The 25,529-nt window shown below is 49.2% G+C and carries 21 protein-coding genes; 8 read left to right on the top strand and 13 right to left on the bottom strand.

Annotation, left to right across the window (positions count from 1 at the left end; all coding sequences use genetic code 11):
* Positions 1 to 79: 79 nt before the first annotated feature.
* Complete coding sequence (gene mepS / locus AC1HDJ_RS11185; protein WP_479535885.1) at positions 80 to 649, bottom strand: bifunctional murein DD-endopeptidase/murein LD-carboxypeptidase; 570 nt, start codon at positions 647 to 649, stop codon at positions 80 to 82.
* 519 nt (positions 650 to 1,168) lie between these two features.
* Between mepS and AC1HDJ_RS11180 the strand changes: the two genes are divergently transcribed.
* The 3 genes from AC1HDJ_RS11180 (at position 1,169) to AC1HDJ_RS11170 (ending at position 3,844) form a co-directional block, all read left to right on the top strand.
* Complete coding sequence (locus AC1HDJ_RS11180) at positions 1,169 to 2,581, top strand: amidohydrolase (RefSeq protein ID WP_479535884.1); 1,413 nt, start codon at positions 1,169 to 1,171, stop codon at positions 2,579 to 2,581.
* Between the two features lie 153 nt (positions 2,582 to 2,734).
* Complete coding sequence (locus tag AC1HDJ_RS11175; RefSeq protein WP_438621954.1) at positions 2,735 to 2,911, top strand: glycine zipper 2TM domain-containing protein; 177 nt, start codon at positions 2,735 to 2,737, stop codon at positions 2,909 to 2,911.
* A gap of 195 nt (positions 2,912 to 3,106) precedes the next feature.
* On the top strand, positions 3,107 to 3,844 hold the full coding sequence (locus AC1HDJ_RS11170; protein WP_479535883.1) for a PHP domain-containing protein: 738 nt from the start codon (positions 3,107 to 3,109) through the stop codon (positions 3,842 to 3,844).
* Positions 3,845 to 3,897: 53 nt separating this feature from the next.
* Here AC1HDJ_RS11170 and AC1HDJ_RS11165 read toward each other — a convergent pair whose 3' ends face one another.
* The 5 genes from AC1HDJ_RS11165 to copA all read right to left on the bottom strand — a co-directional run bounded on the left by AC1HDJ_RS11165 (position 3,898) and on the right by copA (position 10,262).
* The gene (locus AC1HDJ_RS11165; protein ID WP_479537113.1) at positions 3,898 to 4,401 is read right to left on the bottom strand and encodes a M48 metallopeptidase family protein; all 504 of its coding nucleotides are present in this window, start codon (positions 4,399 to 4,401) and stop codon (positions 3,898 to 3,900) included.
* Positions 4,402 to 4,652: 251 nt separating this feature from the next.
* Entirely contained in the window at positions 4,653 to 5,828 is a 1,176-nt protein-coding gene (gene purT, locus AC1HDJ_RS11160) for a formate-dependent phosphoribosylglycinamide formyltransferase (protein WP_479535882.1), read from the bottom strand.
* 299 nt (positions 5,829 to 6,127) lie between these two features.
* Positions 6,128 to 6,970, bottom strand: coding sequence for a TraB/GumN family protein (locus AC1HDJ_RS11155; RefSeq protein ID WP_479535881.1), 843 nt, complete (start codon positions 6,968 to 6,970; stop codon positions 6,128 to 6,130).
* A 122-nt stretch (positions 6,971 to 7,092) separates the two neighbouring features.
* A complete protein-coding gene (locus tag AC1HDJ_RS11150) occupies positions 7,093 to 7,536 on the bottom strand; it encodes a DUF411 domain-containing protein (protein WP_479535880.1) in 444 nt (147 codons plus the stop codon).
* A 2-nt stretch (positions 7,537 to 7,538) separates the two neighbouring features.
* A complete protein-coding gene (gene copA / locus AC1HDJ_RS11145) occupies positions 7,539 to 10,262 on the bottom strand; it encodes a copper-exporting P-type ATPase CopA (RefSeq protein WP_479535879.1) in 2,724 nt (907 codons plus the stop codon).
* A 171-nt stretch (positions 10,263 to 10,433) separates the two neighbouring features.
* Here copA and cueR point away from each other — a divergent pair, with 171 nt between their 5' ends.
* On the top strand, positions 10,434 to 10,892 hold the full coding sequence (gene cueR / locus AC1HDJ_RS11140; protein WP_479535878.1) for a Cu(I)-responsive transcriptional regulator: 459 nt from the start codon (positions 10,434 to 10,436) through the stop codon (positions 10,890 to 10,892).
* Between the two features lie 143 nt (positions 10,893 to 11,035).
* Here the strand turns inward: cueR and AC1HDJ_RS11135 are convergent, their stop codons facing one another.
* The gene (locus AC1HDJ_RS11135) at positions 11,036 to 11,992 is read right to left on the bottom strand and encodes a TDT family transporter (protein ID WP_479535877.1); all 957 of its coding nucleotides are present in this window, start codon (positions 11,990 to 11,992) and stop codon (positions 11,036 to 11,038) included.
* 231 nt (positions 11,993 to 12,223) lie between these two features.
* On the opposite strand from AC1HDJ_RS11135, the gene AC1HDJ_RS11130 reads away from it, so the two are divergent.
* Positions 12,224 to 13,141 (top strand): LysR substrate-binding domain-containing protein, encoded by a 918-nt coding sequence (locus AC1HDJ_RS11130; protein ID WP_479535876.1) that lies wholly within the window; start codon positions 12,224 to 12,226, stop codon positions 13,139 to 13,141.
* A gap of 86 nt (positions 13,142 to 13,227) precedes the next feature.
* Here AC1HDJ_RS11130 and AC1HDJ_RS11125 read toward each other — a convergent pair whose 3' ends face one another.
* From AC1HDJ_RS11125 to AC1HDJ_RS11115, 3 genes are all read right to left on the bottom strand, one after another.
* On the bottom strand, positions 13,228 to 14,112 hold the full coding sequence (locus AC1HDJ_RS11125; protein ID WP_479535875.1) for a tetratricopeptide repeat protein: 885 nt from the start codon (positions 14,110 to 14,112) through the stop codon (positions 13,228 to 13,230).
* 101 nt (positions 14,113 to 14,213) lie between these two features.
* A complete protein-coding gene (locus AC1HDJ_RS11120; protein ID WP_479537111.1) occupies positions 14,214 to 15,041 on the bottom strand; it encodes an SDR family oxidoreductase in 828 nt (275 codons plus the stop codon).
* 126 nt (positions 15,042 to 15,167) lie between these two features.
* Positions 15,168 to 15,878: a GDSL-type esterase/lipase family protein gene (locus AC1HDJ_RS11115; RefSeq protein WP_479535874.1), complete on the bottom strand. Its 711-nt coding sequence runs from the start codon at positions 15,876 to 15,878 to the stop codon at positions 15,168 to 15,170.
* Positions 15,879 to 15,920: 42 nt separating this feature from the next.
* On the opposite strand from AC1HDJ_RS11115, the gene ybbA reads away from it, so the two are divergent.
* Entirely contained in the window at positions 15,921 to 16,634 is a 714-nt protein-coding gene (gene ybbA / locus AC1HDJ_RS11110; protein WP_479535873.1) for a putative ABC transporter ATP-binding protein YbbA, read from the top strand.
* A 1-nt stretch (position 16,635) separates the two neighbouring features.
* The gene (gene ybbP / locus AC1HDJ_RS11105; RefSeq protein ID WP_479535872.1) at positions 16,636 to 19,152 is read left to right on the top strand and encodes a putative ABC transporter permease subunit YbbP; all 2,517 of its coding nucleotides are present in this window, start codon (positions 16,636 to 16,638) and stop codon (positions 19,150 to 19,152) included.
* A 73-nt stretch (positions 19,153 to 19,225) separates the two neighbouring features.
* On the opposite strand, the gene AC1HDJ_RS11100 is transcribed toward ybbP, so the two are convergent.
* Positions 19,226 to 20,125 (bottom strand): TIGR01777 family oxidoreductase, encoded by a 900-nt coding sequence (locus tag AC1HDJ_RS11100; RefSeq protein ID WP_479535871.1) that lies wholly within the window; start codon positions 20,123 to 20,125, stop codon positions 19,226 to 19,228.
* An 11-nt stretch (positions 20,126 to 20,136) separates the two neighbouring features.
* Positions 20,137 to 20,514, bottom strand: a complete 378-nt coding sequence (folX, locus tag AC1HDJ_RS11095) for a dihydroneopterin triphosphate 2'-epimerase (RefSeq protein ID WP_438621896.1) — start codon at positions 20,512 to 20,514, stop codon at positions 20,137 to 20,139.
* A 284-nt stretch (positions 20,515 to 20,798) separates the two neighbouring features.
* On the opposite strand from folX, the gene AC1HDJ_RS11090 reads away from it, so the two are divergent.
* The gene (locus AC1HDJ_RS11090; RefSeq protein ID WP_479535870.1) at positions 20,799 to 21,905 is read left to right on the top strand and encodes an AI-2E family transporter; all 1,107 of its coding nucleotides are present in this window, start codon (positions 20,799 to 20,801) and stop codon (positions 21,903 to 21,905) included.
* 691 nt (positions 21,906 to 22,596) lie between these two features.
* Here the strand turns inward: AC1HDJ_RS11090 and adhE are convergent.
* Positions 22,597 to 25,269 carry a bifunctional acetaldehyde-CoA/alcohol dehydrogenase gene (gene adhE, locus AC1HDJ_RS11085; protein ID WP_479535869.1) on the bottom strand — a complete coding sequence of 891 codons (2,673 nt, stop codon included), beginning with the start codon at positions 25,267 to 25,269 and terminating at the stop codon, positions 22,597 to 22,599.
* Between the last annotated feature and the right edge of the window lie 260 nt (positions 25,270 to 25,529).

Genomic DNA, 25,529 nt, shown 5'->3' with positions numbered 1-25,529 from the left:
TTCAAGATTACCTCTCAAGACGAGGTTCAAGTCTAAAGACCATGTTCGTGCCTAAAGACGAGATTCGAGATCTACAATGTTAAGTCGCTTCGTTAACGGAAATCACACGACGAGCCTGACGGTAACGGTTCTTCCAGTAGCCATCGTTGAGGTTTGAGATCATCACGCCTGAACTGGTGGATGCATGGACGAACTTGCTGTTACCAATATAGATACCAACATGACGACCTGTCGAGCCCGTTTTAAATAAAACCAGATCGCCCGGTTCAAGTTGTTTTTTGTTGATTGATTTGCCGGTAGTTTGTTGATCGCGGGTAGAGCGCGGAAGCTCGATACCAAATTGCTCAAGAAAGGTGCGTTGTACGAATGCAGAGCAATCAATTCCTTTTTTACTATTACCGCCTAAACGATAACGTACACCACGCCATTCTGAAAACTGATCAAGAATACGGGTTTTAACATTGGTATTGCGGACTAACTCTTCAAACTCAGCCTGAGAAGCTTGCTGTACTTGCGATACGTGCGTTTCCGCATTCTTATCAGTATGAGTCTTAGTGGCGGTTGTGCTGCAAGCTGAAAGCAGAAGCATCAAGGTTGCCATTGGCAGCGTTCGTAGGACCTTATTGAAGGTCGATGGAGCCTCTGTCATTGGTAACATTTCCTTTTATTCATTCCATTGAATGTGTCGGGTTATGAGTAAATAGATCAGCTAAACGTTTTTCAGACTACGAATTGCTCATCGTAAGGGCAAATTAAAGATCTCTAAAACGTGCGCTTGTCCGCATTTATGCGGAACATTTGCAGGTGTAATGTTCCGATATCCCCCGCATTTCATGCTGCTGTTATTGGCTGCAGAGGTTTTGCGGGCCGTAAGGTTACCTAAAAACGCGGCACATTTCGAGCTTTCTCTTATGCAAAATGGTGCGTTTGCTGTTTGATTGAACACAAGGGTTACGATCTGTTTTTTTGATACAGTGATTATCGGCTAATTTTTGTGTATTAATTTCAAGGCATTAATTTGGATTTCTCTGCTAACCCGAGCATATAAATTTATTTCCTGAGCGTGAAATTGATCACGCTATCTTGTTCCTGTTTTAGTAATCGTTTGCGTCAGTGTGTGCAGCACGTATCATGTTTCCGGTAACAGTCCTGTTCATTTGAGGTAAACATGTCGCTGTCTAAATCTGTTCTTGCCCTAGCTATTGCTGCTGCATCTGCGGCAGTTTCATTTGCATCTTATGCTGCTGAGAAAGCAGATCTGATGATCACGGATGCTACTGTGCTGACCATGAATGCTGAAAACCGTGTGTTTGAGCAGGGTACGGTGGTTGTGAAGGGAAACAAAATTGTGGCAGTTGGCGGGCCTGAGGTTGCCAAGCAGTACGAAGCTACCACGGTGCTAGATGTGGATGGCGATATTGTGATGCCTGGGCTGATTAATACGCATACTCACGCCTCGATGACAGTATTTCGTTCATTAGCCGATGATGTGCCAGACCGTTTGCACCGCTATATTTTCCCGCTGGAAAATAAGATGGTTTCGCGCGATATGGTGCGGGTTGGGGCTAATCTGGCGAATGTTGAGATGATTAAAGGCGGGGTGACTACCTATGCCGATATGTACTATTTCGAGGATGAAGTGGCCAAAACCGTGGATAAGGCGGGAATGCGCGCCATTTTAGGTGAGTCGGTGATTAAGTTTCCGGTTGCTGATGCAAAAAATGCCGATGAAGGCATTCAGTATGCGGTGAATTTTATTCAGGAATATAAAAATCATCCACGTATTACACCGGCTTTTGCACCGCATGCACCGTATACCAATACGACCGAGCATTTGCAGAAAATTGCGAAATTATCGCAAGAGCTTGATGTGCCGGTGATGATTCATCTGGCCGAAACGGATCGTGAGCAAGAAGAGATTGCTAAACGCACTGGCGGGAAAAGCCCAGTGCAATATATGGCCGATATCGGTGCTCTGAACAATAAGGTACTGGCGGCGCATGCGATTATGGTTGATGAAAAAGATATCGATTTGCTGAAGAAATATGATGTGGGCGTGGCGCACAATATGAGTGCCAATATCAAGTCAGCTAAAGGTGTTGCCCCGGTAACACAGATGCTGGAAAAAGGGTTACGCGTGGGGTTGGGGACTGATGGCCCAATGTCGGGTAACACGCTGACCACAATGGATGAGTTGGGTCAGGTTGCGAAGGTGCATAAACTGGCAACCAAAGATCGTGCGGCAATGCCGCCATTGACTGTGGTTGAGATGGCGACTATGGGGTCGGCACGTGCTCTGCATATGGAAGATAAAATCGGTTCACTTGAAAGCGGTAAGCTGGCGGATGTGATTGTTGTTGATACGAAAGCGCCAAATATGGTGCCGATGTATAACCCGTTTGCGGCACTGGTTTACGGTGCGTATGGCGCGAATGTTCGCCACACGATTGTTGATGGTAAAGTATTGATGCAAGATCGCAAACTGCTGACGTTAGATGAAGATGCGGTGCGCAAAGAGGCTCTGGCATTTGCAGATAAAGTGCGTCAAACCGTGATTGCTAGTGGTGAAGTCGTCAAATAGCGACATCTATCCAATAGGCATGCTATCGCATAATATAGGCTGTTTTGAGTATCCGCCATTATGCAGCACTATGACGCTGTGTAATGGCCTACAGGCTATATATTTCTGGGATAAGTGATGAAAAAAGTAATATTATCTGCTGCGGTGTTAGCCATGGTTATGGTGGTTTCAGGTTGTGCAAAACACCATCACATGACAAAACGTGAACGTAATACCACGATAGGTGCGGCAACTGGTGCGGTTGTTGGCCATGTGCTGACTGATGGCAGTACTCTGGGGACTGCAGGTGGTGCGGTAGTCGGCGGGATGATTGGTCACTCCTCACGTTAAATGCTGATGATGTGTGAAGGCCGGTAAACGGTTTTTATACACAAGGCAGGTAAAAGAGAGTCCTGAGCAGCGGAGCCTGTTTGGGACTTTTTGCTTTTTATCCACAGAATGGCAGTGTAACCTACCTTAGCTTATCGATTTTTCACCGCGAAAAGCGGTGCAATACGTTTATCGTTCAACAGGGAGGAGTTGCCGATGTTCCCCGTAGATACACATACCCACACAGTGGCGAGTACGCATGCGTACAGTACCATTCATGATTATATCGCGCAGGCTAAATTGAAGGGAATTCGTCTGTTTGCGACGACCGATCATGGTCCGGAAACGGCTGATTCTCCGCATCACTGGCATTTCATGAATTTACGGGTATTGCCGCGGGTGGTTGAGGGTGTCGGTATTTTACGCGGTATTGAGGCTAATATTCGCAATGTTGCCGGTGAGATTGATTGTAATGACAAGATGTGGGCGGTGTTGGATCTGATTCAGGCCGGTCTGCATGATCCTTTTTTTATCCCGCAAGATAAAGATGTGCATACACAAGCCTTGATTAATACGATTAAGAGCGGAAAAGTACAGATTATTACCCACCCAGGAAACCCTAAGTTTCCGATTCATGTTGATGAGGTTGTGCAGGCTGCGGCAGAGTATCGGGTTGCGCTTGAGGTGAATAATTCATCATTTGTGGTATCACGGTTGGGCAGTGAGTTGACGTGTCCGGCTATTATTGATGCGGCAAAACGGCACGGTGCTTATTTGGTGATGGGATCTGATTCGCACATTGCCTACAGTTTGGGTGATTTTGAGCACTCACTGCGTTTGATTAATGCAGCTAATTTTCCGCATACGCGGTTATTAAATACATCCCCCCGTAAGTTGCTCGATTTTTTAGAGATGCACGGTAAGCCTGTTATTCCTGAGTTTGCAGATTTTTAAGCCATAAATAGGGAAATGATTATCAGGATTACTGCGCGAATACTCTATTGTTCCTAGTTGAGTTTTCCGAACAAATCGAGGTGAGTCAGGTACAGACGAACATCAAACTCTAGCTGGTGATAGCGCGGTTCAATGTGCTGGCACAGTTGGTAAAAGGCTTTGTTGTGATCTTTTTCACGTAGGTGTGCAAGTTCATGCGTGACTATCATGCGTAGGAAATCAGCCGGTGCGTCTTTAAACAGCGAGGCTACCTGGATCTCTGCTTTGGCTTTGAGTTTGTTTCCCTGCACACGTGAAATAGAGGTGTGCAGACCAAGAGCATGTTTGATGACGCTGATTTTGCTGTCGTAATAGACTCGATTGAGTGGCGGTGCATTACGTAGGTAGTCATTTTTCAGTGCCATGGTGTACTGGTACAGCGCTTTGTCACTGTTGATGTTATGTGGTTCAGGGTAGCGTTCGCGCAGTAAGCGGCCGAGTTGCCCTTTTTCGATAACCTGAGACACTTGCTGTTTTAGATCATCAGAGTAACCGCTGAGGTATTTTAATTCGGTAATCACTGCCGCTGTGCTCCAGAATAACGGGCGAATATCTGCTATTCATGCCGTATTAGCAATAAAATAGGGTAAGCGGGCATTTTAAGGGGATTTCGTGATGAAGCCAATGGCGATGAGCTGGATGCTAATTGATTATCGGGTGATATAAATATGGCGATAAGGCATGGTATTCATATCACCCGACGTTAAGGTAGCTTGGTTGAGCTTAAATTGTGAACGCTGATTATTTAGCGCTTAATGTTCACGTTGGATTAAGCGCTGACAAGAATATGCTGTGCGGCTTGGGTAGCAATTTCAACAGCACGTTCGGTATTATCAGCACGGTTTAATACAACACCAAGACGGCGACGGCCAGCAATTTCCGGTTTACCGAATAAGCGCAGTTGAACATTTGGTACAGCCAGTGCCTGCTCAAGGCCGCTAAAGCGCAGATCAGTGCTGGTGAGCTCAGGCAAGATCACGGCAGATGCTGACGGACCATGCTGGGTGATGCAACCGATTGGCAGGCCGAGAAAAGCACGAACATGCAGGGCAAATTCAGACAAATCTTGTGATATTAGCGTCACCATTCCGGTATCGTGCGGGCGCGGTGAGACTTCGCTGAACAGAACTTCATCACCACAGATAAACAGCTCTACGCCGAATAAACCATAGCCGCCGAGTGATTTGACAACCTGTGCAGCCACCTGTTGGGCTCGTTCAAGTGCGGTTTGGCTCATCGCTTGAGGTTGCCACGACTCGCGGTAGTCCCCCTCTTCTTGTCGGTGGCCGATAGGGGCACAGAAATGAATACCGTCAATAGCTTGTACGGTGAGCAGGGTGATTTCAAAATCAAAACGTACAAACCCTTCGATGATGACGCGGCCTTTACCCGCGCGTCCGCCTTCTTGTGCGTACTGCCATGCACTATGCAGATCGTGTTCACTGTGCAGAACACTTTGGCCTTTGCCAGAAGAGCTCATGACCGGTTTTACAACACACGGGTAGCCAATTTCACTGGCTGCTTGGCTAAAGTCGGTATAGTTGTCTGCAAAGCGGTACGGTGAGGTGGGAATGCTCAAGGTTTCGGCAGCTAAGCGGCGAATACCTTCACGGTTCATTGTCAGCTTGGTCGCTTGCGCGCAAGGTACAACAGTTTGCCCTTGTTGCTCGAGTTCAAGTAGTACATCGGTAGCAATAGCTTCTATTTCCGGTACAACATAATCGGGTTTTTCTTGCTGGATCAAGGCGCGTAATGCGTTTCCATCGAGCATATTAACCACATAGCTGCGGTGTGCAATTTGCATGGCTGGGGCATCAGGGTAACGGTCCACGCCGATAACTTCGATGCCGAGCCGTTGGCACTCAATGGCTACCTCTTTTCCGAGTTCTCCACAGCCTAACAACATGACTTTTGTTGCCGATGGGCGCAGCGCAGTACCTAGCATAGTTTCATTACCTTTATCGGATATATGGCAGAAAAAATGTTACGAAAGTGGCTTTTTCAGCGAAAAACGGGGCTAATTATAAAAGGAAAACGTTTGCGCGGTAAAGGCTGATCCCCAAAAGAGCAAAATAAGCTTTTTATAGGAAGGGGGAGCAGGGAAAGTAAGTAGAGGATAACGGATAACAACAGCGGTTATCCGTTGATTGTGGTGCTAGATGGCGTTCTATCTGCGGTTTATCTACGAAACGGGATAGAGTAGAGCTAAACCGTTTCCAGCTAGATGTTGTTTAATCAATATACTCAAATTGTGGTGTTGATATTGGCCGCTTTGGTGGTAGACGGCATTTTTAAGAGCTGTGGCAGATTGTCTTTCCCTATTAGATGTAGCGCACCTACTACCACCATATAGCGGCCTGCTGGCATTTCTTTGAGTTTATCGGCCCATTTTTGGTTTCGTTCGGCCAGCAGAGGGCTGTGTAGACCATCGGCCAAATCGGGAATATTGTGCAGTGTTGGTTCATTCGCATTTGCAGCCGGTTTGACCCACAAGGCTTCAACCTGACGCAGTGTATCTGCAGTGGTGTTCCACTCTTCAAGCGTTTCAATTAACAGCGGCAGGCCGTTATCCTCAAGTGTTTCGAGGATGTTCATTTGTGCCTGTGAACCTTCGAGTTCGATAATCGGTAAACCGCGCTGACGGGCATAATGCAGAATTTGATAATCGACACCATATTCTGCTTTCATCCCCATCTTTTGTGCTTGCATGGCTTGCAGTGTTAGTGCTGCTTGCCACGGGTGCAGGCTATTGAGCAGTTCAGCTGAGATGCCGGTTTCCTGTGCATAGCGTTTAAGCAAGGCTATGTGGGAAGGGGTGAGCAGTGCGCTGAGCGGTTTTTCCGGTGGGGCAATTTTTGCCAACGGTGTATCTGCGGTGATATCGGCCTCTACGATGAGGGCATCAATATTGTCGAGTTTGCGCAGTAACTCTGGCGGTAGGGTAGCGAGGCGATCACTGGCCATGTGAATACTGCCAACCAGTTCGAGATCAACATCATCAAGACGGACATCAACAGCGGGATAGGCTTGTGCCAGCGGTGACAAGAGACCCAACCACAGGGCCAAGCGGGTCAGTAATTTCTTCATGCTGTTGCTCCGGAAAAAAGGATTCTCTACTTGAGAAAATGGGGGCGGAATAAAGTTCCCGCAAGCCCCATTATGTAAATAATTCTGTTTCCGTTACTGCTGTGTATCGCTTAATCGTGCTGTTATGCGCCGTTTTGTCGGCTGTAAGGTGTTTGTTTGCCTTGTGCATCAAACGCTAACACAACATAAGGATCTTTTTGATCGCCTTGTTCCATGCCCGGGCTGCCGATAGGCATGGCCGGTGTACTGATGCCGCTGATGGCCGGTTTTTCTTTGAGCATACGGCGCACATCGGCAGCCGGAACGTGCCCTTCAACGGCATAGCCTTCAACAATGGCGGTATGGCATGACATTAAATCCGGCGTGATGTTGTGCTGCATTTTGAGCTTGTACATCTCATTGTCTTCCATCATCACCGTTTTAACGTTAAATCCTGCATTTTGCATGTGTTCTGCCCACTTAGAACAGCAGCCGCAATACGGGGATTTATACATAGTAATATCGGTTGCTGCCCATGACGCGGCAGATGTTAACGCTAAAGTGACAGCAAAAAGGGCTCGTTTCATGTTTATTCCTGTTGTGTTGTTGGGCTATTGTGCGGCGTAAAGCGCAATAACCGGTTGGCATTTGAGACCACCGTAATGGAGGAGAGCGCCATGGCTGCGCCGGCAACAATTGGGTTCAGTAACAGCCCGATAAAAGGGTATAGAATGCCAGCCGCGACGGGGATCCCAAGCGAGTTATACACGAATGCACCGAACAAGTTTTGCTTCATATTGCGCAATACGGCCCGTGATAGAGACATGGCATCGGCAACTCCGTGCAGGCTGTGGCGCATTAGGGTCATGGCGGCGGTTTCAATCGCCACATCACTGCCACTGCCCATGGCGATACCTACATCAGCTTGCGCCAGCGCAGGGGCATCGTTGATGCCGTCACCAATCATGGCGACAACATTGCCCTGCTGTTGCAGACGGCGGATTTCAGCGGCTTTACCGTCGGGCAGTACACCGGCTACCACTTGATCAATCCCCGCTTCGTGGGCAATTGCTTGTGCGGTGAGCGGGTTGTCACCGGTTAGCATTACCAGTGTGAAGCCATCGGCACGCAGGCGTTGTAGGGCGCTGATACTGTCACTACGCAGTGGGTCACGAATAGCAAACAGGGCCACCAGTTGTTGATCACAGGCCAGAAGTACCGGTGTCGCGCCTTGTGTTGCGGCTAGCTCCAGCGGTTGTATGATGTGAGCGACATCAATTTGCTGCTGTTGCATCAGTGCCAGATTCCCCAGTAACAGAGATTTACCGTTTACCGTGGCTTGTACACCCAGCCCGCGCAGAGTTTTGAACTCGGTGGTTTCAGGTAGGTTCAGGCCGTCTGCTTTTTGCAAAATTGCCCGTGCCAGCGGATGGCTAGAGCCTTGCTCGAGCGCTGCCGCCCACTGTAAAACTTCCGTTTCATTGTAGTTATCGAGTGTGGTAATGGCGGTAACTGTTGGTCGGCCTTCGGTCAGTGTGCCGGTTTTATCAAAAACCAATGTATTGACTTTGCTGGCCTGTTGTAGTGCATCAGCATCGCGGATGAGCACGCCAAACTCTGCTGCTCGACCAACACCTGAGATGATGGACATCGGTGTTGCTAAACCCAGCGCGCAAGGGCAGGCGATGATCAGCACTGTGGTGGTAATTGAGAGGGCGTAGGCAATGTGTGGCTGCGGGCCGACAAAGAACCAGATAGCGCCGCTGATCAGCGCGATGGCGATAACAACCGGAACAAAGACTGCCGATATTTTATCGGCTATCCGGCCGATTTGTGGTTTGCTGCTTTGGGCGCTGCGCACCAGATGAATAATCCGTGACAGCGTGGTCTGGCTGCCGACGGCGCGGGCAGTAAATAGCACGCTGCCATCTTGCACGACAGTACCGGCATGTACGGTATCTGCAGCCTGTTTTTGTTGTGGTATCGCCTCACCGGTTAGCATCGCTTCATCTAGCCATGCCTCACCGCTGAGCACGTCACCATCAACGGGAACCCGATCTCCGGTGGTCAGGCGCAAGATCATGCCAGTTTCTACCTGTGCGAGTGGAAGCACCTGTTCGTTGCCGTCGATCACCACACGGGCTGTTGGCGGGGTGAGATCGAGCAGCCGTTCTAAGGCAGCCGAAGAGCGTGAGCGCGCTTTTTGCTCAAGCGCATGCCCGACGTTGATCAGGCCAATAATCATGGTGCTTGCTTCAAAGTAAAGATGCCGCGCCTCAGCAGGGAAAAACTGCGGCCAGAGTGTGACAATCATCGAGTACAGCCACGCAACACCGGTGCCGAGTGCCACCAGTGTATCCATGGTGGCAGAGCCGTTTTTCAGGGCGCGCCATGCACTGGTGTAGAAGTGCCGTCCGGTGAGTACCATGACCAGCAATGTCAGGATGCCAAGTATTTTCCATAGCCCCTGATTGCTGGCGGTGATCATCATGTTGTCGCCGTACATTCCCCAGATCATCAGCGGGATGCCGGTACCGAGTGCCAGCGCTGACTGCCAGCGCAGGCGGCGCAGTGTATCATCGGCTGATTTTTGCTGCTTTTCTCGCCGCAATGCTTCGTCAATCACCACTTCGGCTTCATAACCAGCGTTGGCAACGGCTTGTACCAGTGCGGTGGGATCAGGCGTACCCATCACCAGCGCGCTGCGCTCGGCCAGATTGACGCGTGCCTGAGTGACACCGCTGACACTTTGTAGTGCATTTTGTACTTTGCTGACGCAGCTGGCACAACTCATGCCGTTGAGCATGAGCTGGATGGCATCGTTATCAGCGGTGTGAGGGGCTGATTCGGTAACCGGTGTTGCAGCCGAAGTACGTGCAGGTGTGCTGACGTGCTCCGGCTCAGGCTTTTTTAGCTGATCCTCGGTGGCCTGATAGCCTGCGGTTTGTACTGCCGCAATCAGGGTTGCGCTGTCGGCTGAGCCGTAAATACGCGCAGAGGTTTTATCAACATCAGCAAAAACCACGCCATCAACCTGCTCAAGTGCCTGACGGGTGCTGTTGATGCAGCTTTCGCAGGCCAGCCCTTGCAGAGCGAGAGTGGTGGTCGGGGTTGTCACTAAAATGGCTTTGTATCCCAAATCAGTAATGCTTTTGATGATTTGTGCAGGTATGGCGCTGCCGGTTATACGGGCATAGGTGCGGGTAACCTGTGCGTCAGTAATATCTTCACGCTGTAACAGCGCAGTTTTTACTTTGTTGACACAGCCCATGCAGCTGAGGCCGTCAAGAGCCAGAATAGTTGTGTGTGACATACCGTATTTTCCTTCTGGTGAAGAGCGTGAATTTCACTCTGTTTTGAAGCGCCCAGCTTTGTAAAGACACGCCTCTTTTTAACCACTGTGTAGTAAGATAAAGGTTACAGCAAGAGGAAGGTCAAGGGCTATTACTGAAAAGTATCAAGCTAGCAAAGAGGGTAAGCAGAGATGAATATCAGTGAAGTGGCAAAACTGACCGGTTTAACGGCGAAAACGTTGCGATTTTATGAGGATAAGGGGCTGGTGACACCGTTGCGGCAGGATAACGGTTACCGTGTTTACTCCCAGAAAAATCAGGAGGAGTTAACGCTGTTGCGTCAGGCGCGGCTGGTCGGTTTTAGTCTGGATGAGTGTGCGCAGTTGCTGGATTTATTCCGTAATCCGGCGCGGCGCAGTGCTGATGTTAAGGCGAAAACCGAGCAGAAAATTGTCGAACTTGATCGGCAGATTGCTGATTTGACCCAGATGCGGCGGGTTCTCTCTGCGTTAGTGCAAGAGTGTCCGGGGGATGATAAAGCAGAGTGCCCGATTATCTCTGGGCTGAGTCAGGTAGCTTATCGGCCGGATGTGCCGCCATGTGAACCGGTTTTGCCACAGGGTTGCTGTGATCATGCAAAAAAACGGTAAAGCTTGCTTGATGATGGGATGTGAGCGAGTAAAAAAAATCCCCGCACAAAAAGTGCAGGGAAGTATAACGTGTCAATAAAAGCGATGAATAATAGTGAGATGATGAAGAAAAAGAGCGTTTAGCGTTACTGTGAAACGTTGGTTTAGCTCATTTTATGGATCATGTTCTCTTTTTTACTTTCTTCTTTGTTTTCAGTGCTGTGTGGCAGGTAGTTCCAGACATAGCGTACGGCAACATAAGCGATGATGATGCTAGCAACAATCAGTTCAATGTTGGCAAACAGATGGATCTGATTAACATATTCAGTTGCAACGCCCCACACTTGCAGTTGATGGGTCAGTTTAAACAGCGCGGTTGCACCAATGGCCATCGGGAAGGTAAAGGCCGCATAGCCTGGGCTAAATGGCAGACGCAGCAGTGAGAAGAATGCCAGATAAATCAGTACGGTCATCAGAATAGCGATACCGAACAACAGGGCAACAATCAGTGGAGATGGGTTGCTCATTACGGTCAGGTAACCGGCCAGTGAGAGGCTTGCTGGTGCAGCCATAATTGCAATGGTAGGTTTTGCACCATCGGGTACGTTATGGGTGAAGATAAAGCGATACAGCATCAGTGGCAGCATAATCGCGTAGCAAATCATCCCAAAGTTTTGTAAATATTGTGCAATGGTGATCAGTGCCGGAGTATGCGGTACTGAAACAGCGGCAACGATAATACCGATAGGCGGAACGAACCAGCTCGGTACCATGTGATGCAGTGAGAAATCGCGTGCCCGATGTACGGTGAAAACCGACAAGAAAATTAGGTGCAGCATCACTGCGCCAATCCACAATGCGATGCCGATTTCAGGAGCATAATGGCCGACAGTGGCTGAAACAACCATTACACCCATGGCGAATGTGGGTACAACACTGCCGACAACTGGATGGGCTAAGTCATCAAGCAGAAGTTGAGGATGCAATAAAAATTTGATGGTGAGCACGCCAAGCATAGTGCCGCCGATAATGGCACCGATCAGTTGTGCCATTCCATTCAGAGGTGCAAAGTTCTCCCAACACCATAAAACACTTGCAATACCCAAGGCTAATCCTGCCATTGGAGTTGGAACTTTACCTATTCTTCGGTGGATTGACTGGATCATAGATGCCTCGGAGAGTCTTATTTCAATGTCATCTATGATATATGCATCCGTTAAGTAATAATATTTGAATAAACTTAATGTATTGTTAAGTAAAACTGTTCAGTGAACTTGTGCAGCAAATATGCAATAAATAGGTAATAAAATAGTGCACTTAGCTGCATTTCATACATCACAAAGGTTGAATGAATGAGTCTGACACTCAAGCAACTCAAAGTGTTTAGTGCTATTGCGCTGCACGGAAACATGACACAAGCATCGGAAGCGTTGTTTCTGACCAAGCCGGCACTGAGTATGGCGTTGCAGGAGCTCGAGAGGCAGCTTGGTCAGCGCTTATTTGATCGGGTGAATAATCGCTTACACTTAAACAGTCAGGGTAAACGGTTGTTACCGATGGCTGATGAGTTGCTGCAACGGGCGCAGTTAATTGAGCAGACGTTTAAGCAAGATACCGAGCTGAGTGGAAGTTTGTATATCGGGGCAAGTAATGCCATTGGCAACTATATGTTGCCCCCAATACTTGGGGCATTTATCACTCGTCATCCGGAGTGTGCGCCGCATGTTATGATTGATAATACGCATGTACTGGCCGGAAAACTGACACGTTTTGAGCTAGATATGGCACTGGTTGAGGGGGGGCTGCACGATCCACAATTGATTCTTACCGACTGGCAGCATGATGAGATGTGGCTAGTGGTCTCTCCGCAGCATCCGCTGGCACTGCGTTATCAGCAGCAAGGTGCGCTGGCGTTGGCTGATTTTGAAGATCAATACTGGATTGTGCGAGAGCTCGGTTCAGGTTCGCGCGAGAGTTTTAATCAGGCCATCGCGTTGCATCTCGACTCATGGCATTTACGGCTTGAGTTAAATCAGAGTGAGGCCATTTTGGGTGCATGCCGTGCTGGGTTAGGTATCGGGTATATGCCGGCAGTGGCGCTGAAGACCGATATTATGCTGGGTACACTGTGCCGTTTACCGATTTCGTTACCGACTCAGAGGCAGCTGCGGATAGCGGTACATCGTGATAAGTATGTATCACCACTATTACGCTGTTTTATGGATTTTTGTATGCAGTGGCCGGACATGCCGGATATGAATATGCAATAACAGAAAAGATAAACAGCAGCAGCTATTCCCTCAAAAATTTATCAAGAGGGAATAACCATAATACGGTTGTGAGTAAAGTCGCTGAGTTAGTAAAGCAGGGCATACAGCTGACGACGGTACTGGGCAGCCAGCGGATCACCACTGCCGAGTGCGGCAATAATATCGGTCAGTGTTTTGCGTGCGCTGCCGTTGGCCGCACTAAGATCTGTGCGTAAAAAGCGCATCAGCAGTGAAAGTGCCTCTTCATTACGGTTCACCTGATGCAGTTGCAACGCAAGTTTTACTGCCAGTTCTGCGTTCTCTGGCTCATTGTTCATGTCGCGCTGTAATTGCTGTATTTCCGGTGAATCGGCGGCCTGACGGCTGAGTTCTATCTGTGCGGTTAGCCCCTGCCAGCGGCTATCACGATCTTGCAGCGGAATGCTGTTGAGCATCGCTTCTGCTTCTTCCATATTGTGGGTAACAATGTAGGTTTCAGCCAACAACAGAGCAATATCACTGGCATTTTGCGATAGCACCAGTGCCTCTTGCAGAACTGGAATGGCTTCTTGGTGTTTGCCTTCGCCCAGCAATTGAATAGCTTGTTCAAGCTTTACTTCATCTTGCTGCGGTAAAATCTGTAACAGTTTTTCGCGGATTTCACTCTCCGGCAGTGCGCCCTGAAAGCCGTCAATCGGCTCACCGTTTTTAAACAGATACACTGTCGGCAGGCTGCGAATACCAAACTGAGAGGCAACCGCAGGCTGTTTATCGCAGTCTACTTTGGCCAGAATGAACTGCCCCTGATACTCGTGGGCCAGTTTTTCCAGAATCGGCAGCAAGGTTTTACAGTGTGAGCACCATTCGGCCCAGAAATCGAAAACCACCGGTTTTGTTTGTGCAGTTTCCAGAATATCGCGCAAATTGGCATCGGTGACATCAATAATATATGGCGTGGTTGCGAAGCTGTTGTCCATCTGGTTGTTTTCCATGATAACCCTCAAAAACTGACGTATTCTCTTTATGCTAATAATATGGGGCGGGTTGAGTTCGGTATCAAGTGAGTCTGGGTATCAGCACCTCAGGTTATCGGTTAATCACCTTTTGCCAGTAAGTAATCAAGCCAGCAGCTCGGCAACAGCCGGCGTAGCAGTGAAAAGAGTTTAGTCGGGGTGGTTAGTGTATAGCGCGCTTTCGGGTGATCACTTTCCAGTGCATGGCGAACCAGCGGTACGATAGACTCTGCCGGCAGGGTAAAACGGTTGGTAATCTCGGTTTTTGACAGGCGCTCAATTTGTGTGTAATACGCTTGGCGGTGCACGCTGTGAGTATGATCAACATGGCGCAAAAAGGCCGCCAGTGCATTCGGGCGAAAACGTGTGGCAATCGGGCCCGGTTCTATCAGGCTGATAAATATCGGGCTGCCACGTAGCTCGAGGCGTAGGGTATCGGTTAAGCCTTCCAGCGCAAATTTGCTGGCGTTGTAAGCGCCACGGTATTTCATCGCCACCAGCCCGAGGATCGAACTATTCTGAATGATGCGCCCCTCACCTTGCCGGCGCATTACCGGCAGCACTAACGTGGTCAGTTCATGCCAGCCAAACAAGTTGGTTTCAAATTGCTCGCGCAGTGCGGCCCGCGAAAGATCTTCTACCGCGCCCGGTTGTCCGTAAGCGCCGTTATTGAACAGGGCATACAGGGTTCCGCCGGTCAGCTCCAGTGTTTTCTCTACCGCGCGGGCGATACTTTCACTGTCAGTAAGATCAAGCTGAACCGCGGTTAGCCCCTCATGCTGTAGCCGCGCCACATCCTCTTCACTGCGGCAACTGGCAATAACCTGATAACCGGCCTGTTGCAGTGCCACGGCAGTTTCGTACCCCATTCCGGAAGAGCAACCGGTAATGAGTATTGATTTTGGGATACCAGAGGTTTCCTTGTGAATCCGATTCGTGTTCATCTCGATGCTGTCCGTTTTATCGTGTCGATTTATTGTGTGTGCTGATTATTGAATTGGCTAATTATTGTGCCGGTGTATTGCCTCTGCCTATTACGGCTTGGGCGAGTATCCTAATATCGGCAGTAACTGCGTGTAGAGCATTTGGGCGATAAATGGCTGAGCGGTGCTGTTAGGATGCAGCCCATCGGCCATGAGCCATTCGGGTTTGCTGATCACAGTTTCCATAAAAAATGGCAGCAGTGGAACAGCAAAATGTTCGGCTAAACGGGGGTAAATTGCCGCAAATGTCTGGCTGTAACGGCTGCCATAGTTCGGCGGGATCTGTATCTGCATCAAAATAGGCGTTGCCTGCTGTGCCTGACTTCGGGTAATAATCTCAGAGAGCGCACTTTCTAGGCGATCGAGCGGTTGCCCGCGCAGGCCATCGTTTGCGCCCAGTGCAATCAACACCCAGCGCGGCTGATGTTCAGTGAGCAGATCCGGTAGCTGTGCTAGCCCCTGTTCACTGGTACTGCCGCTGATGCTGGCATTCACAATATGAACGGTGGAAATAAGCGTGCTGGTATGCTGTTGCAACGCGGTTTGCAGCAATGCTGGCCAACTTTCAGCCGGTTGCATCTGGTATCCAGCGCTGAGGCTGTCACCCAAAATCAGCAGTGTATTATGGGGTTGTGTATCTGGTTTTAGCTCGGCATATGCCATGTTGACCTGTAGTGCTGAAGCAATAAATATCAGAAAAAAACAGATTAACCACACAACTGCACGCGGTAGTTTAGGGGAAAAGAGAGTGCGTGCAGGCATAGGGAATAATCCTTGAACAAACGGTATACGAAGGAGTGGAGAATGACACCGGAATCTGTCGGGTCGGAATCGAGTAAACCGGAGTGGGTGATTGATGTTCATCATCTGACTAAACGCGTCTCCCTGGAAAAACAGCACCTGACTATCCTTAACGCTCTTTGCTTACAAGTCAAATTTGGTGAGTCATTAGCGTTAACCGGTGCATCGGGATCGGGTAAATCAACCCTGCTTGGTATTTTGGCCGGGTTAGATACCGCCACCGAAGGTGAGGTCTGCCTGCTGGGTCAAGAGCTAGGTTCGCTGGATGAAGAGGGGCGGGCTGCCTTGCGCGCTCAGCATGTGGGGTTTGTTTTTCAGTCATTTATGCTGGTGCCAACCTTAACGGCACTGGAAAATGTGCAGTTACCGCTGTTGCTACGCGGAGAGGCCTCTGCCGAGAGTGCAGCAAAGGCCAGTGCGCTGCTGACTCAACTCGGATTGGGCGCACGATTGCAGCACCTGCCTGCTCTGCTCTCTGGTGGTGAACAACAGCGCGTAGCACTGGCGCGGGCCTTTATTGGCCAGCCGGCGATTTTATTTGCTGATGAGCCAACCGGAAATCTTGATGCACAAACTGGGCGAGATATTGCCGATCTGCTGTTTAGCCTAAACCGTGATTTTGGTACGACACTGGTGTTGGTGACACATGATCCGCTGCTGGCCGCGCGTTGCGATAGAAATCTGGTTTTGCGTGAAGGCACGCTGGAGGCGCAATGACATGATCAGACGTTGGTTCTGGCGCGAATGGCGCACACCATCCTTGTTGTTGGTCTGGATCTCTTTGTCACTGGCATTTGCCTGTGTGCTGGCGTTGTCGGGAATGAGTCAGCGCCTGACGCTAGCAATGTCACAGCAGGGCCGGGATCTACTAGCAGCAGACCGTGTGATCAGCAGTAACAACGCTTTATCGCCCGAATGGTTAGCACAGGCAGAGCAACAGGGGCTGCAACTGAGCGAACAGCTACTGTTTATGTCGATGGCATTTGCCGGCGATCAGATGCAACTCGTTGCGGTAAAAGCGGTTGATACGGCGTATCCGCTGTACGGCACGTTGCAGCGCCAGCCGGATGATTTACAACTGCGCAGCGGGCAGGTCATGGTGGCCCCGCGCTTGCTGGCGCTGCTCGGTCTGGAAGTGGGCGCTACACTCGAGTTGGGTGATGGGCAGTTCACCATTGCTGGAACAGTACAAGCCGAACCCGACAGCGGGTTTAACCCCTTTATGGTTGCGCCACGTGTTCTGATGCTGCATGAGGATGCCGCAAAAACCGGTGCGATACAGCCGGGCGGGCGGTTAAGTTATCGTTACCTGTTTGCCGGAACGCCCTCGGCACTGGATGAGTATGGCCGCTGGTTAACGCCGCAACTACAAACCGGACAGCGCTGGTACGGTGCAGAGGAGTCGGGCGGAACGGTCGGTAACAATTTAACTCGGGCGCGGCAGTTCATTCTGCTTAGTGCCCTGCTGATGTTGCTGTTGGCCGGTGCAGCGGTCGCGGTATCAGTTTCTCACTATTGTCAGCGGCGTTTTGATCTGGTGGCGGTGCTGAAAACACTCGGTGCAACACGCGCGCAACTGCGTACCCTGATTCTTGGACATACTGCGCTGTTGCTGCTGCTTTCGGTACTGGCCGGATCACTTTCCGGTATGCTGCTTGAACAGGCGCTGTTACGTGCGATACGTGGGTTATTTAGCGCTCCGTTACCGGCGGTTGGCGGAATGCCATGGGTCTGGGCATTTAGCTGTATTTTGTTCATCACGGTATTGGTGGGCGCGCGCCCTTATTTGCAACTCTTGCAAACTCCTCCATTGCGGGTATTGCGCCGCAGCCAGCTCGGTCAGGCTGTGCCGCTGTACTACTATTTACCTGTTTGCGCTGCAATTATTGCGTTGCTACTGATTGGGTTGGCCGGTGCAAGCCCTCTGTTGTGGGCGCTGTTGGGGGGTGTATTGCTACTGGCGTTGATACTCGGTCTGGCCGGATGGGGCAGTTTACTGTTGCTGCGCCGCGTTGCAGGCTATGACTTTGCCGCCACGTCTGGGCGTAAACTATCGGCATGGCGATTGTCACTGCGGCTGGCGATGGCACGTCTGCTGCGTCGCCCGCAGATGACACTGGTGCAGCTGTCGGCTTTTTCGTTCTCATTTATGTTGCTGGCACTGCTGTTACTGCTACGCGGTGATTTGCTGACACGCTGGCAGCAGCAACTTCCACCTGATAGCCCGAACTACTTCCTGATTAATATCTCCCCGACCGATACGCAAGCGGTTACTGATGTGTTGGCACAACATCAAGTGCAGCCTTCAACACTGTATCCTGTGGTGCGCGGGCGTTTAAGTGAAATTAACGGCCAACCAGCACAGGCGCTGATCGCCAGCAATAATCAGGGCAGTGAAGCGCTGGAGCGTGAACTTAACCTGACGTGGACTGCCTCTATCCCACAATCGGCTTCTATTTTGCAAGCCGATGAACCAGACTCAAACAGTAACGTAGTGTCTCCTGTGTCAGTTGAACGTGGTATTGCCGAACGTTTGGGGCTGCAGGTAGGTGATCAATTGGTGTTTACGGTGGCTACCCGCCGTATTCTGGCAATGGTAGGCGATGTGCGTACGGTGCAGTGGGAGAGCCTACAACCCAACTTCTATTTTATTTTTCCTGCCGGAGTACTCGACTCTTTACCGCAAACTATGATGACCAGTTTTCGTTATCAGGAGGCCTCAGAGTCACAGCGTGCCCCTGACCAGCGTTTACTGGTACAGCTAACCCGTCAGTTTCCGACCATTAATGTGCTGGATGTTACGGCAATCATCACACAGGTGAGCGCTATTTTGCAGCAAGTTAGCCGGTCACTCGAGCTGATGGTGGCGCTGGTGTTACTGTGCGGCGCGGTATTGCTGGTGGCGCAGGTTCAGGTAGGAATGCAGCAGCGTCGGCATGAACTGGTGCTGTACCGTACGCTTGGAGCGTCGGGCGCATTGATGCGGCAAACATTACGGTTGGAATTCTGGCTATTGGGGGCCGTTGCCGGGGTGGTGGCAGCTGGCGGTGCTGACGCAACACTTTGGTTATTGCAGCGTTATGCGTTTGATTTTCCGGCACAACTGAATCTGTGGATTTGGGGGTTATTGCCGCTGTGTTCTGCCGTGAGCATTGGTTTGCTCGGCGAACTGGCTTGTCGGCCGTTGCTTCGGCACAACACACTTGAACAGCTGCGCCGTCTGGGTAGTGATTAAGCCATACCGCTGAGTGCCTTAATATTGCGCACTCAGCGGCTTTTTACAGGTTAGGTTCAAGAGAGTTGTGTTGCTATTTGTGCGGCAATAAATCAGTCAGTGCGGCTTGTAAATCGCTAAACCGAAACTCAAAACCCGCCTTTTCCAGTTTGGCAGGCACTGCTTTTTGCCCTGACAAAATCAACACAGCCATTTCGCCCATTGATAAATTCAGTGCCAGCGCCGGAATTTTCATAATATGCGGTTTGTGCAGCACATCGGCCAGTGTTTCACTAAAATCATAATTACGGGCAGGATAGGGCGCTGTCATATTAAACGGCCCTTGCAGTGTAGGGTTAGCAAGTAAAAAGCAGATAGCCGCGACCATATCATCAATATGAATCCACGGCATATACTGTGTACCGCTGCCTGCCGGGCCACCTGCGCCGAGGCGGTAAGGCGGCAGCATTTTGGCCAGTGCGCCACCTTGCGTATCAAGTACGATACCAGTGCGCAGCAGGCAAACACGCGTTTTCTCACTTTGAGCCTGTAATGCCAGTGCTTCCCACCGGGCGCATAGTTGATGAGTAAACTCATCGTGCGGAAGATCGTCCTCTTCAATCGTCAGATCACCTTGTCTCCCGTAAAACCCTACCGCAGAGCCAGATAAGAACGTATGCGGCGGTGTATGGCTTTGTGTTATCAGCGCACTGAGCTTTTCGGTTAGATCCCAGCGGCTGTGGCACAACAGAGTTTTACGGGAATCACTCCAGCGTTTATCGGCTATCGGTTCGCCAGCAAGATTGATAACAGCATCAATACCATCAAGCGATTGCCGATCATCGAGCGTAGACCAAAACACCATATTGCTGCCCAATACTGAACGTGCACGATCAATATCACGCGTCAAAATAGTCAGCTGATGTTCACGTTTGAGCTGCTTGGTCAGCGCTCGGCCAATCAGCCCTGTAGCACCGGTGATCAGAATATTCATAGGACAATCCTCTAGCGGGCTTCCTTGCGGTAAGTCAGCATCATTGAGACTGAGTCAGCAAAGCGCAGAGCATGCAGTTTGTCGACTTCAACTTGGGCAAAACTGACCCACTCATGTTCACTGGCAATATCGAGCAGATCTTTGGTCAGGCGTTCGAGCAGTAAAAAATTGTTGTTCTCTACATGTGCGATCATTTTTTTGGTGATAGTGCGGTAATTGAGCGCATCAGCCACATTGTCGGTCAGGCTGGCTTGTTCAGCTGGATAGTGAATTTCGGCATTGATAACAACATCCTGCTTATTATTGATCTCTTCTTGATTGAAACCGATGTAGGTGCGTAGGCGCAGATTTTTAATTCGGATAATGGCGTCAGAGTAGTCAGAATGCATGTGTCTTTCCTTGTTTTAATAGCGTGTCTTAATCAGCTGTTTTCCCAAAGCGGGTGCGATGAAACATTTTATCTGCATATTATGGCGCGGTTCGGCTTTTATGATGCGCCGTTACCCTGATCAGTATGGCAGAATATTTAGCATGACTGCTGTATCGAGTTTATACCATAATCTGGTGAATTTTAGCCGGATCACCCTGCATAAAACTGACCTCATGGTCTGTTTATGCGTGTACCGTACAGGGATAGATCACCACGCAGTGGTCTAACCAATGGAAGAGAACCATGTCTGATATAACAAAAAAACTGACTAATAACGGTTGGGCGGTGCTGGTGGCGGCGCTGATGATCACGTTTGCCGGTATTAAAGCCGCATCTGAAATTGTTGTACCTTTTTTATTGGCGCTGTTTATCGCAATCGTTTGTTATCCCGTTGTGGATATTATGGTGCGGCGGAAAATTCCGCGCATTATTGCTGTATTATTGGTGTTGGCAGTCGTGGCCGTGTTTTGCCTGTTGTTGGGCGGGCTGTTGGCAGCATCAATTAATGATTTTAGCCGCACTGTTCCGCAATATAAGGGCGAGATCGCCGCACGTATTCATATGTTGATGGCATTGGCTGCAAAATTTAACATTATGATTTCAGCCGATTATATTCAGCAGTTGCTTGACCCGAGTATCATCATGCAGATGATCAGCCGCATGGTATCGAGCTTTTCCGGCATAATGGCAAATATTTTTTTACTGCTGCTGACCGTTGTTTTTATGCTGTTTGAAGCGCCCTCGGCAAAAGGCAAAATTCACCTTGCACTCGATGATCCGGAAATGCGTTTGCAGCAAGTAGACAGAGTGTTAGACAGTGTAAACCGCTACCTGACGATTAAAACATGGATAAGCCTGCTGACCGGTATTCTGGCATGGGCATTGCTGTCGGCCTTGGGCGTTCGCTATGCGATTCTCTGGGGAACAGTGGCATTTTTACTCAACTATATTCCGAATATTGGTTCAGTGATTGCCGCTATTCCGCCATTATTGCAGGCGCTGTTGCTCAATGGTGTACCGGAAGCATCCGGTGTGGCGGCAGGTTATGTGCTGATTAATTTATTGTGCGGTAACGTGCTTGAGCCGCGTTATATGGGAAAAGGGCTAGGGCTCTCTACGCTGGTGGTTTTTTTATCCTTGATATTTTGGGGGTGGCTACTCGGCTCTGTAGGTATGTTACTCAGTGTACCGCTGACTATGGCGGTTAAAATTGCGCTTGAATCAAACCCGCAATACCGCAAGCTCGCTATTTTATTGGGTGATGGCCGTGAAGTGGCTGAAGAGTGTGAAAAAGGCGATTGCGGAAAATCAGCAGAGAGCGAAAAAGCAGGATCATCGGTATCAGCCTGATTCGATTCAGTCCTACTTGCTGGTGCGATTCAGCGAACAAAACAGCTTAATAGACTGAAAATACAGTAATAATTTCTTGTCAGTTGGGCCACTTAACGCGAAACTGCTTCACACAGAATAAGAAGTAGAACACCTTTACCCTCTGGAACTCAGCCGTAAGGCGGGAACCTGAATAATAAGAAAATAGAAATACAGATAGGCTCGACACATAATAATAAGTTTGACGGAAATAGGGCGCATTTCCTCCTCCAAAATGCTGCCTGATGACGTGAACATAATGTGCAAGATCCTACATTACCCTACCTAGTGGCAGCCGAAAGGCTGCCATTTTTTTATTGGAAGACTTGGTTTTATTGGCAAAGTAACGAATAACGAACAGAGAAATAGCAGAATAAAAAGCAAAAAACTAGCTACAGAAAAGTAGAAGAAAAGGAAAACAGCGCTATAGAAGAACACCGAGTAATCAGGGGATTATGAGCGAGATATTAAAAAAGGGAGAGAAGCATTACACATTAAAACGCCCGACTAAGCATAATCGGGCGTTTTGAATGCAATGTAAAAAGACTTAAGTCTGTGTCGTGATAGGCTCTGTAGAAGTAGATCCTGCCGCGATATAGTTGCCATATAAAACCGAAAAGCGCAGCGCTGTAGTACGTTAGGTTACGCTACAGCACTGCACGTTGAACGGCAATTATGACTTAGCTTTAGCCGCTTTCTCTGCTTTAGCCGGTTTTACCGGCTCATCATTATGCTGGGCATTAAGCTCAACATATGGGCGACCGTAGAAAGAGTCGAGCAGCACTTGCTTAAGCTCACTGATCAGCGGGTAACGTGGGTTTGCACCGGTACACTGGTCATCAAATGCTTCAATTGCCAGCGTATCTACTTTCGCTAGGAAGTCAGCCTCTGTGACACCGGCATCACGGATAGACGCAGGGATGCCCAAATCAGCTTTCAGGCTGTCTAACCACACCAACAGCTTCTCAATTTTTGCACCGGTACGGTCACTGCCGGTAGTCAGACCCAGATGGTCAGCCACTTCAGCGTAACGACGACGAGCCTGCGGACGGTCATACTGTGAGAATGCAGTCTGCTTGGTCGGGTTATCGTTCGCGTTATAGCGGATCACGTTGCTGATCAGCAAGGCGTTAGCCAAACCGTGTGGAATATGGAATTCAGCACCTAGCTTGTGCGCCATTGAGTGACACACACCCAAGAAGGCGTTAGCAAACGCGATACCTGCGATAGTGGCCGCATTGTGTACTTTCTCACGTGCAACCGGATCTTTTGAACCCTGATGGTAGCTTGCTGGTAGATACTCTTTGAGTAACTTCAGCGCTTGCAGTGCTTGGCCATCAGAATATTCGTTCGCCAGCACAGAAACATAGGCTTCCATTGCGTGCGTTACAGCATCAACACCACCAAATGCACACAGTGATTTAGGCATGTTCATCACCAAGTTGGCATCAACAATCGCCATGTTTGGTGTCAGCTCGTAGTCAGCCAGCGGGTATTTCACGCCAGTGCGGTCATCGGTTACTACTGCAAATGGTGTCACTTCTGAACCCGTACCGGAAGTGGTGGTGATACAAACCAGCTCGGCCTTCACGCCCATTTTCGGGAACTTGTAGATACGCTTACGGATATCCATAAAGCGCATTGCCAGCTCTTCGAAATGCGTATCCGGATGCTCGTACATCACCCACATGATTTTCGCTGCATCCATTGGTGAACCGCCACCCAGCGCAATAATCACGTCTGGCTTGAACGAGTTCATCATCTCTGCACCTTTGCGCACCACAGACAGTGTTGGGTCAGCTTCTACTTCGTAGAAAACTTCCACTTCCATACGCAATTTTTTCAGCAGACGCACAACTTCATCGGCATAACCGTTATTGAACAAGAAACGGTCGGTAACGATCATTGCACGTTTTTTGCCTTCCAGATCGCCCAGCGCAATTGGCAGTGAACCACGACGGAAGTAAATTGATTTTGGAAGTTTATGCCATAACATATTTTCTGCCCGCTTCGCGACTGTCTTCTTATTGATCAGGTGCTTAGGACCTACGTTTTCAGAGATAGAGTTACCACCCCATGAACCGCAACCTAAAGTCAACGATGGTGCAATTGCGAAGTTGTACAGGTCACCGATACCACCTTGGGTGGTTGGAGTATTGATCAGAATACGGGCCGTTTTCATTTTGTCGCCAAAATATTTGATACGGTCAGCATTGCGATCTTGATCAGTGTACAGGCCAGAGGTGTGGCCGATACCGCCCAGATTTACCATTTTACAGGCCATCTCAACGGCTTCTTCAAAATTTTTGGCACGGAACATACCCAGTGTTGGGGAGAGTTTTTCGTGTGCAAACTCTTCCTCTTCACACACTTCTAAACCTTCACCAATCAAAATCTTGGTATCGGCAGGAACAGTAATGCCCGACATTTCAGCAATTTTAACGGCTGACTGACCCACGATATTGGCGTTCATCGCCCCGTTAATCAGAATCACTTTACGAACTTTGTCAGCTTCTTCTTTGTTCAGCACATAACCATTGTGGGAAGCAAAACGTGCTTTCACTTGGTCATAAATTTCATCAACAACAATCACGGCTTGCTCAGAAGCACACACCACACCGTTATCGAATGTTTTAGACATCAGAACAGAAGCTACTGCACGTTTAATATCGGCAGTTTCATCAATAACAACCGGTACGTTACCCGCACCTACACCGATAGCCGGTTTACCTGAAGAGTAAGCCGCTTTTACCATGCCTGGGCCACCGGTAGCCAGAATCAGGTTGATATCATTGTGGCGCATCAGCGCGTTTGACAGCTCAACAGAAGGCTGATCAATCCAACCAATAATATCTTTTGGCGCACCCGCAGCGATTGCAGCATCAAGCACTAATTTCGCGGCGGTGTTGGTAGAATTTTTCGCACGTGGATGCGGAGAGAAGATAATCGCGTTACGGGTTTTCAGTGAAATCAGTGATTTGAAGATAGCCGTTGAGGTTGGGTTCGTGGTTGGCACGATACCGCAAATAATACCCACAGGCTCAGCAATGGTAATGGTACCAAACTCGTCATCTTCACTCAAAATACCGCAGGTTTTTTCGTCCTTGTACTTGTTGTAGATATACTCAGAAGCAAAGTGGTTTTTGATCACTTTATCTTCAATGATACCCATACCGGACTCTTCAACCGCCATTTGCGCCAAAGGAATACGCGCATTGTTTGCTGCTAAAGCTGCAGCACGGAAGATAGTGTCTACTTGTTCCTGTGAAAAATTAGCAAATTCTTGTTGCGCTTTTTTCACACGTGCGACTAGCGCATCCAGTTCAGCAAGGTTAGTAACAGCCATGTTTATCTCCTGAATAAAATGAAAACTTTTTAGTAAGCAGGCACAGGTCAAAGCATTCAGTATAAGTGCATTTTGTGACCAACTGAGCTCACGCTTAGTAAAGGGTTCTCATAAATGTGCAGTCTGTTGTGTTTTTGCATTTTTATTTATCTCGCAATATTTGCGCAATGCTGACAGCCATTTTTCTTCTCTTCTGCGCTAAGCATACGCATTTATTCGTATGACTTATGTGACTCAATTCACACATTTTGCCTGCTGAC

It is taken from the genome of Plesiomonas sp. ISS29, from assembly GCF_056522795.1.
Note: the sequence above shows the minus strand (reverse complement) of the source record. Positions and strands in the feature narration are given on the sequence as shown.

Excerpts from the sequence above, each read along its gene's own strand:
- mepS (WP_479535885.1), bottom strand. The coding sequence starts at position 649 with ATGACAGAGGCTCCATCGACCTTCAATAAGGTCCTACGAACGCTGCCA.
- AC1HDJ_RS11180 (WP_479535884.1), top strand. The coding sequence starts at position 1,169 with ATGTCGCTGTCTAAATCTGTTCTTGCCCTAGCTATTGCTGCTGCATCT.
- AC1HDJ_RS11175 (WP_438621954.1), top strand. The coding sequence starts at position 2,735 with ATGGTTATGGTGGTTTCAGGTTGTGCAAAACACCATCACATGACAAAA.
- AC1HDJ_RS11170 (WP_479535883.1), top strand. The coding sequence starts at position 3,107 with ATGTTCCCCGTAGATACACATACCCACACAGTGGCGAGTACGCATGCG.
- purT (WP_479535882.1), bottom strand. The coding sequence starts at position 5,828 with ATGCTAGGTACTGCGCTGCGCCCATCGGCAACAAAAGTCATGTTGTTA.
- AC1HDJ_RS11155 (WP_479535881.1), bottom strand. The coding sequence starts at position 6,970 with ATGAAGAAATTACTGACCCGCTTGGCCCTGTGGTTGGGTCTCTTGTCA.
- AC1HDJ_RS11150 (WP_479535880.1), bottom strand. The coding sequence starts at position 7,536 with ATGAAACGAGCCCTTTTTGCTGTCACTTTAGCGTTAACATCTGCCGCG.
- copA (WP_479535879.1), bottom strand. The coding sequence starts at position 10,262 with ATGTCACACACAACTATTCTGGCTCTTGACGGCCTCAGCTGCATGGGC.
- cueR (WP_479535878.1), top strand. The coding sequence starts at position 10,434 with ATGAATATCAGTGAAGTGGCAAAACTGACCGGTTTAACGGCGAAAACG.
- AC1HDJ_RS11135 (WP_479535877.1), bottom strand. The coding sequence starts at position 11,992 with ATGGCAGGATTAGCCTTGGGTATTGCAAGTGTTTTATGGTGTTGGGAG.
- AC1HDJ_RS11130 (WP_479535876.1), top strand. The coding sequence starts at position 12,224 with ATGAGTCTGACACTCAAGCAACTCAAAGTGTTTAGTGCTATTGCGCTG.
- AC1HDJ_RS11125 (WP_479535875.1), bottom strand. The coding sequence starts at position 14,112 with ATGGAAAACAACCAGATGGACAACAGCTTCGCAACCACGCCATATATT.
- AC1HDJ_RS11115 (WP_479535874.1), bottom strand. The coding sequence starts at position 15,878 with ATGCCTGCACGCACTCTCTTTTCCCCTAAACTACCGCGTGCAGTTGTG.
- ybbA (WP_479535873.1), top strand. The coding sequence starts at position 15,921 with ATGACACCGGAATCTGTCGGGTCGGAATCGAGTAAACCGGAGTGGGTG.
- ybbP (WP_479535872.1), top strand. The coding sequence starts at position 16,636 with ATGATCAGACGTTGGTTCTGGCGCGAATGGCGCACACCATCCTTGTTG.
- AC1HDJ_RS11100 (WP_479535871.1), bottom strand. The coding sequence starts at position 20,125 with ATGAATATTCTGATCACCGGTGCTACAGGGCTGATTGGCCGAGCGCTG.
- folX (WP_438621896.1), bottom strand. The coding sequence starts at position 20,514 with ATGCATTCTGACTACTCTGACGCCATTATCCGAATTAAAAATCTGCGC.
- AC1HDJ_RS11090 (WP_479535870.1), top strand. The coding sequence starts at position 20,799 with ATGTCTGATATAACAAAAAAACTGACTAATAACGGTTGGGCGGTGCTG.
- adhE (WP_479535869.1), bottom strand. The coding sequence starts at position 25,269 with ATGGCTGTTACTAACCTTGCTGAACTGGATGCGCTAGTCGCACGTGTG.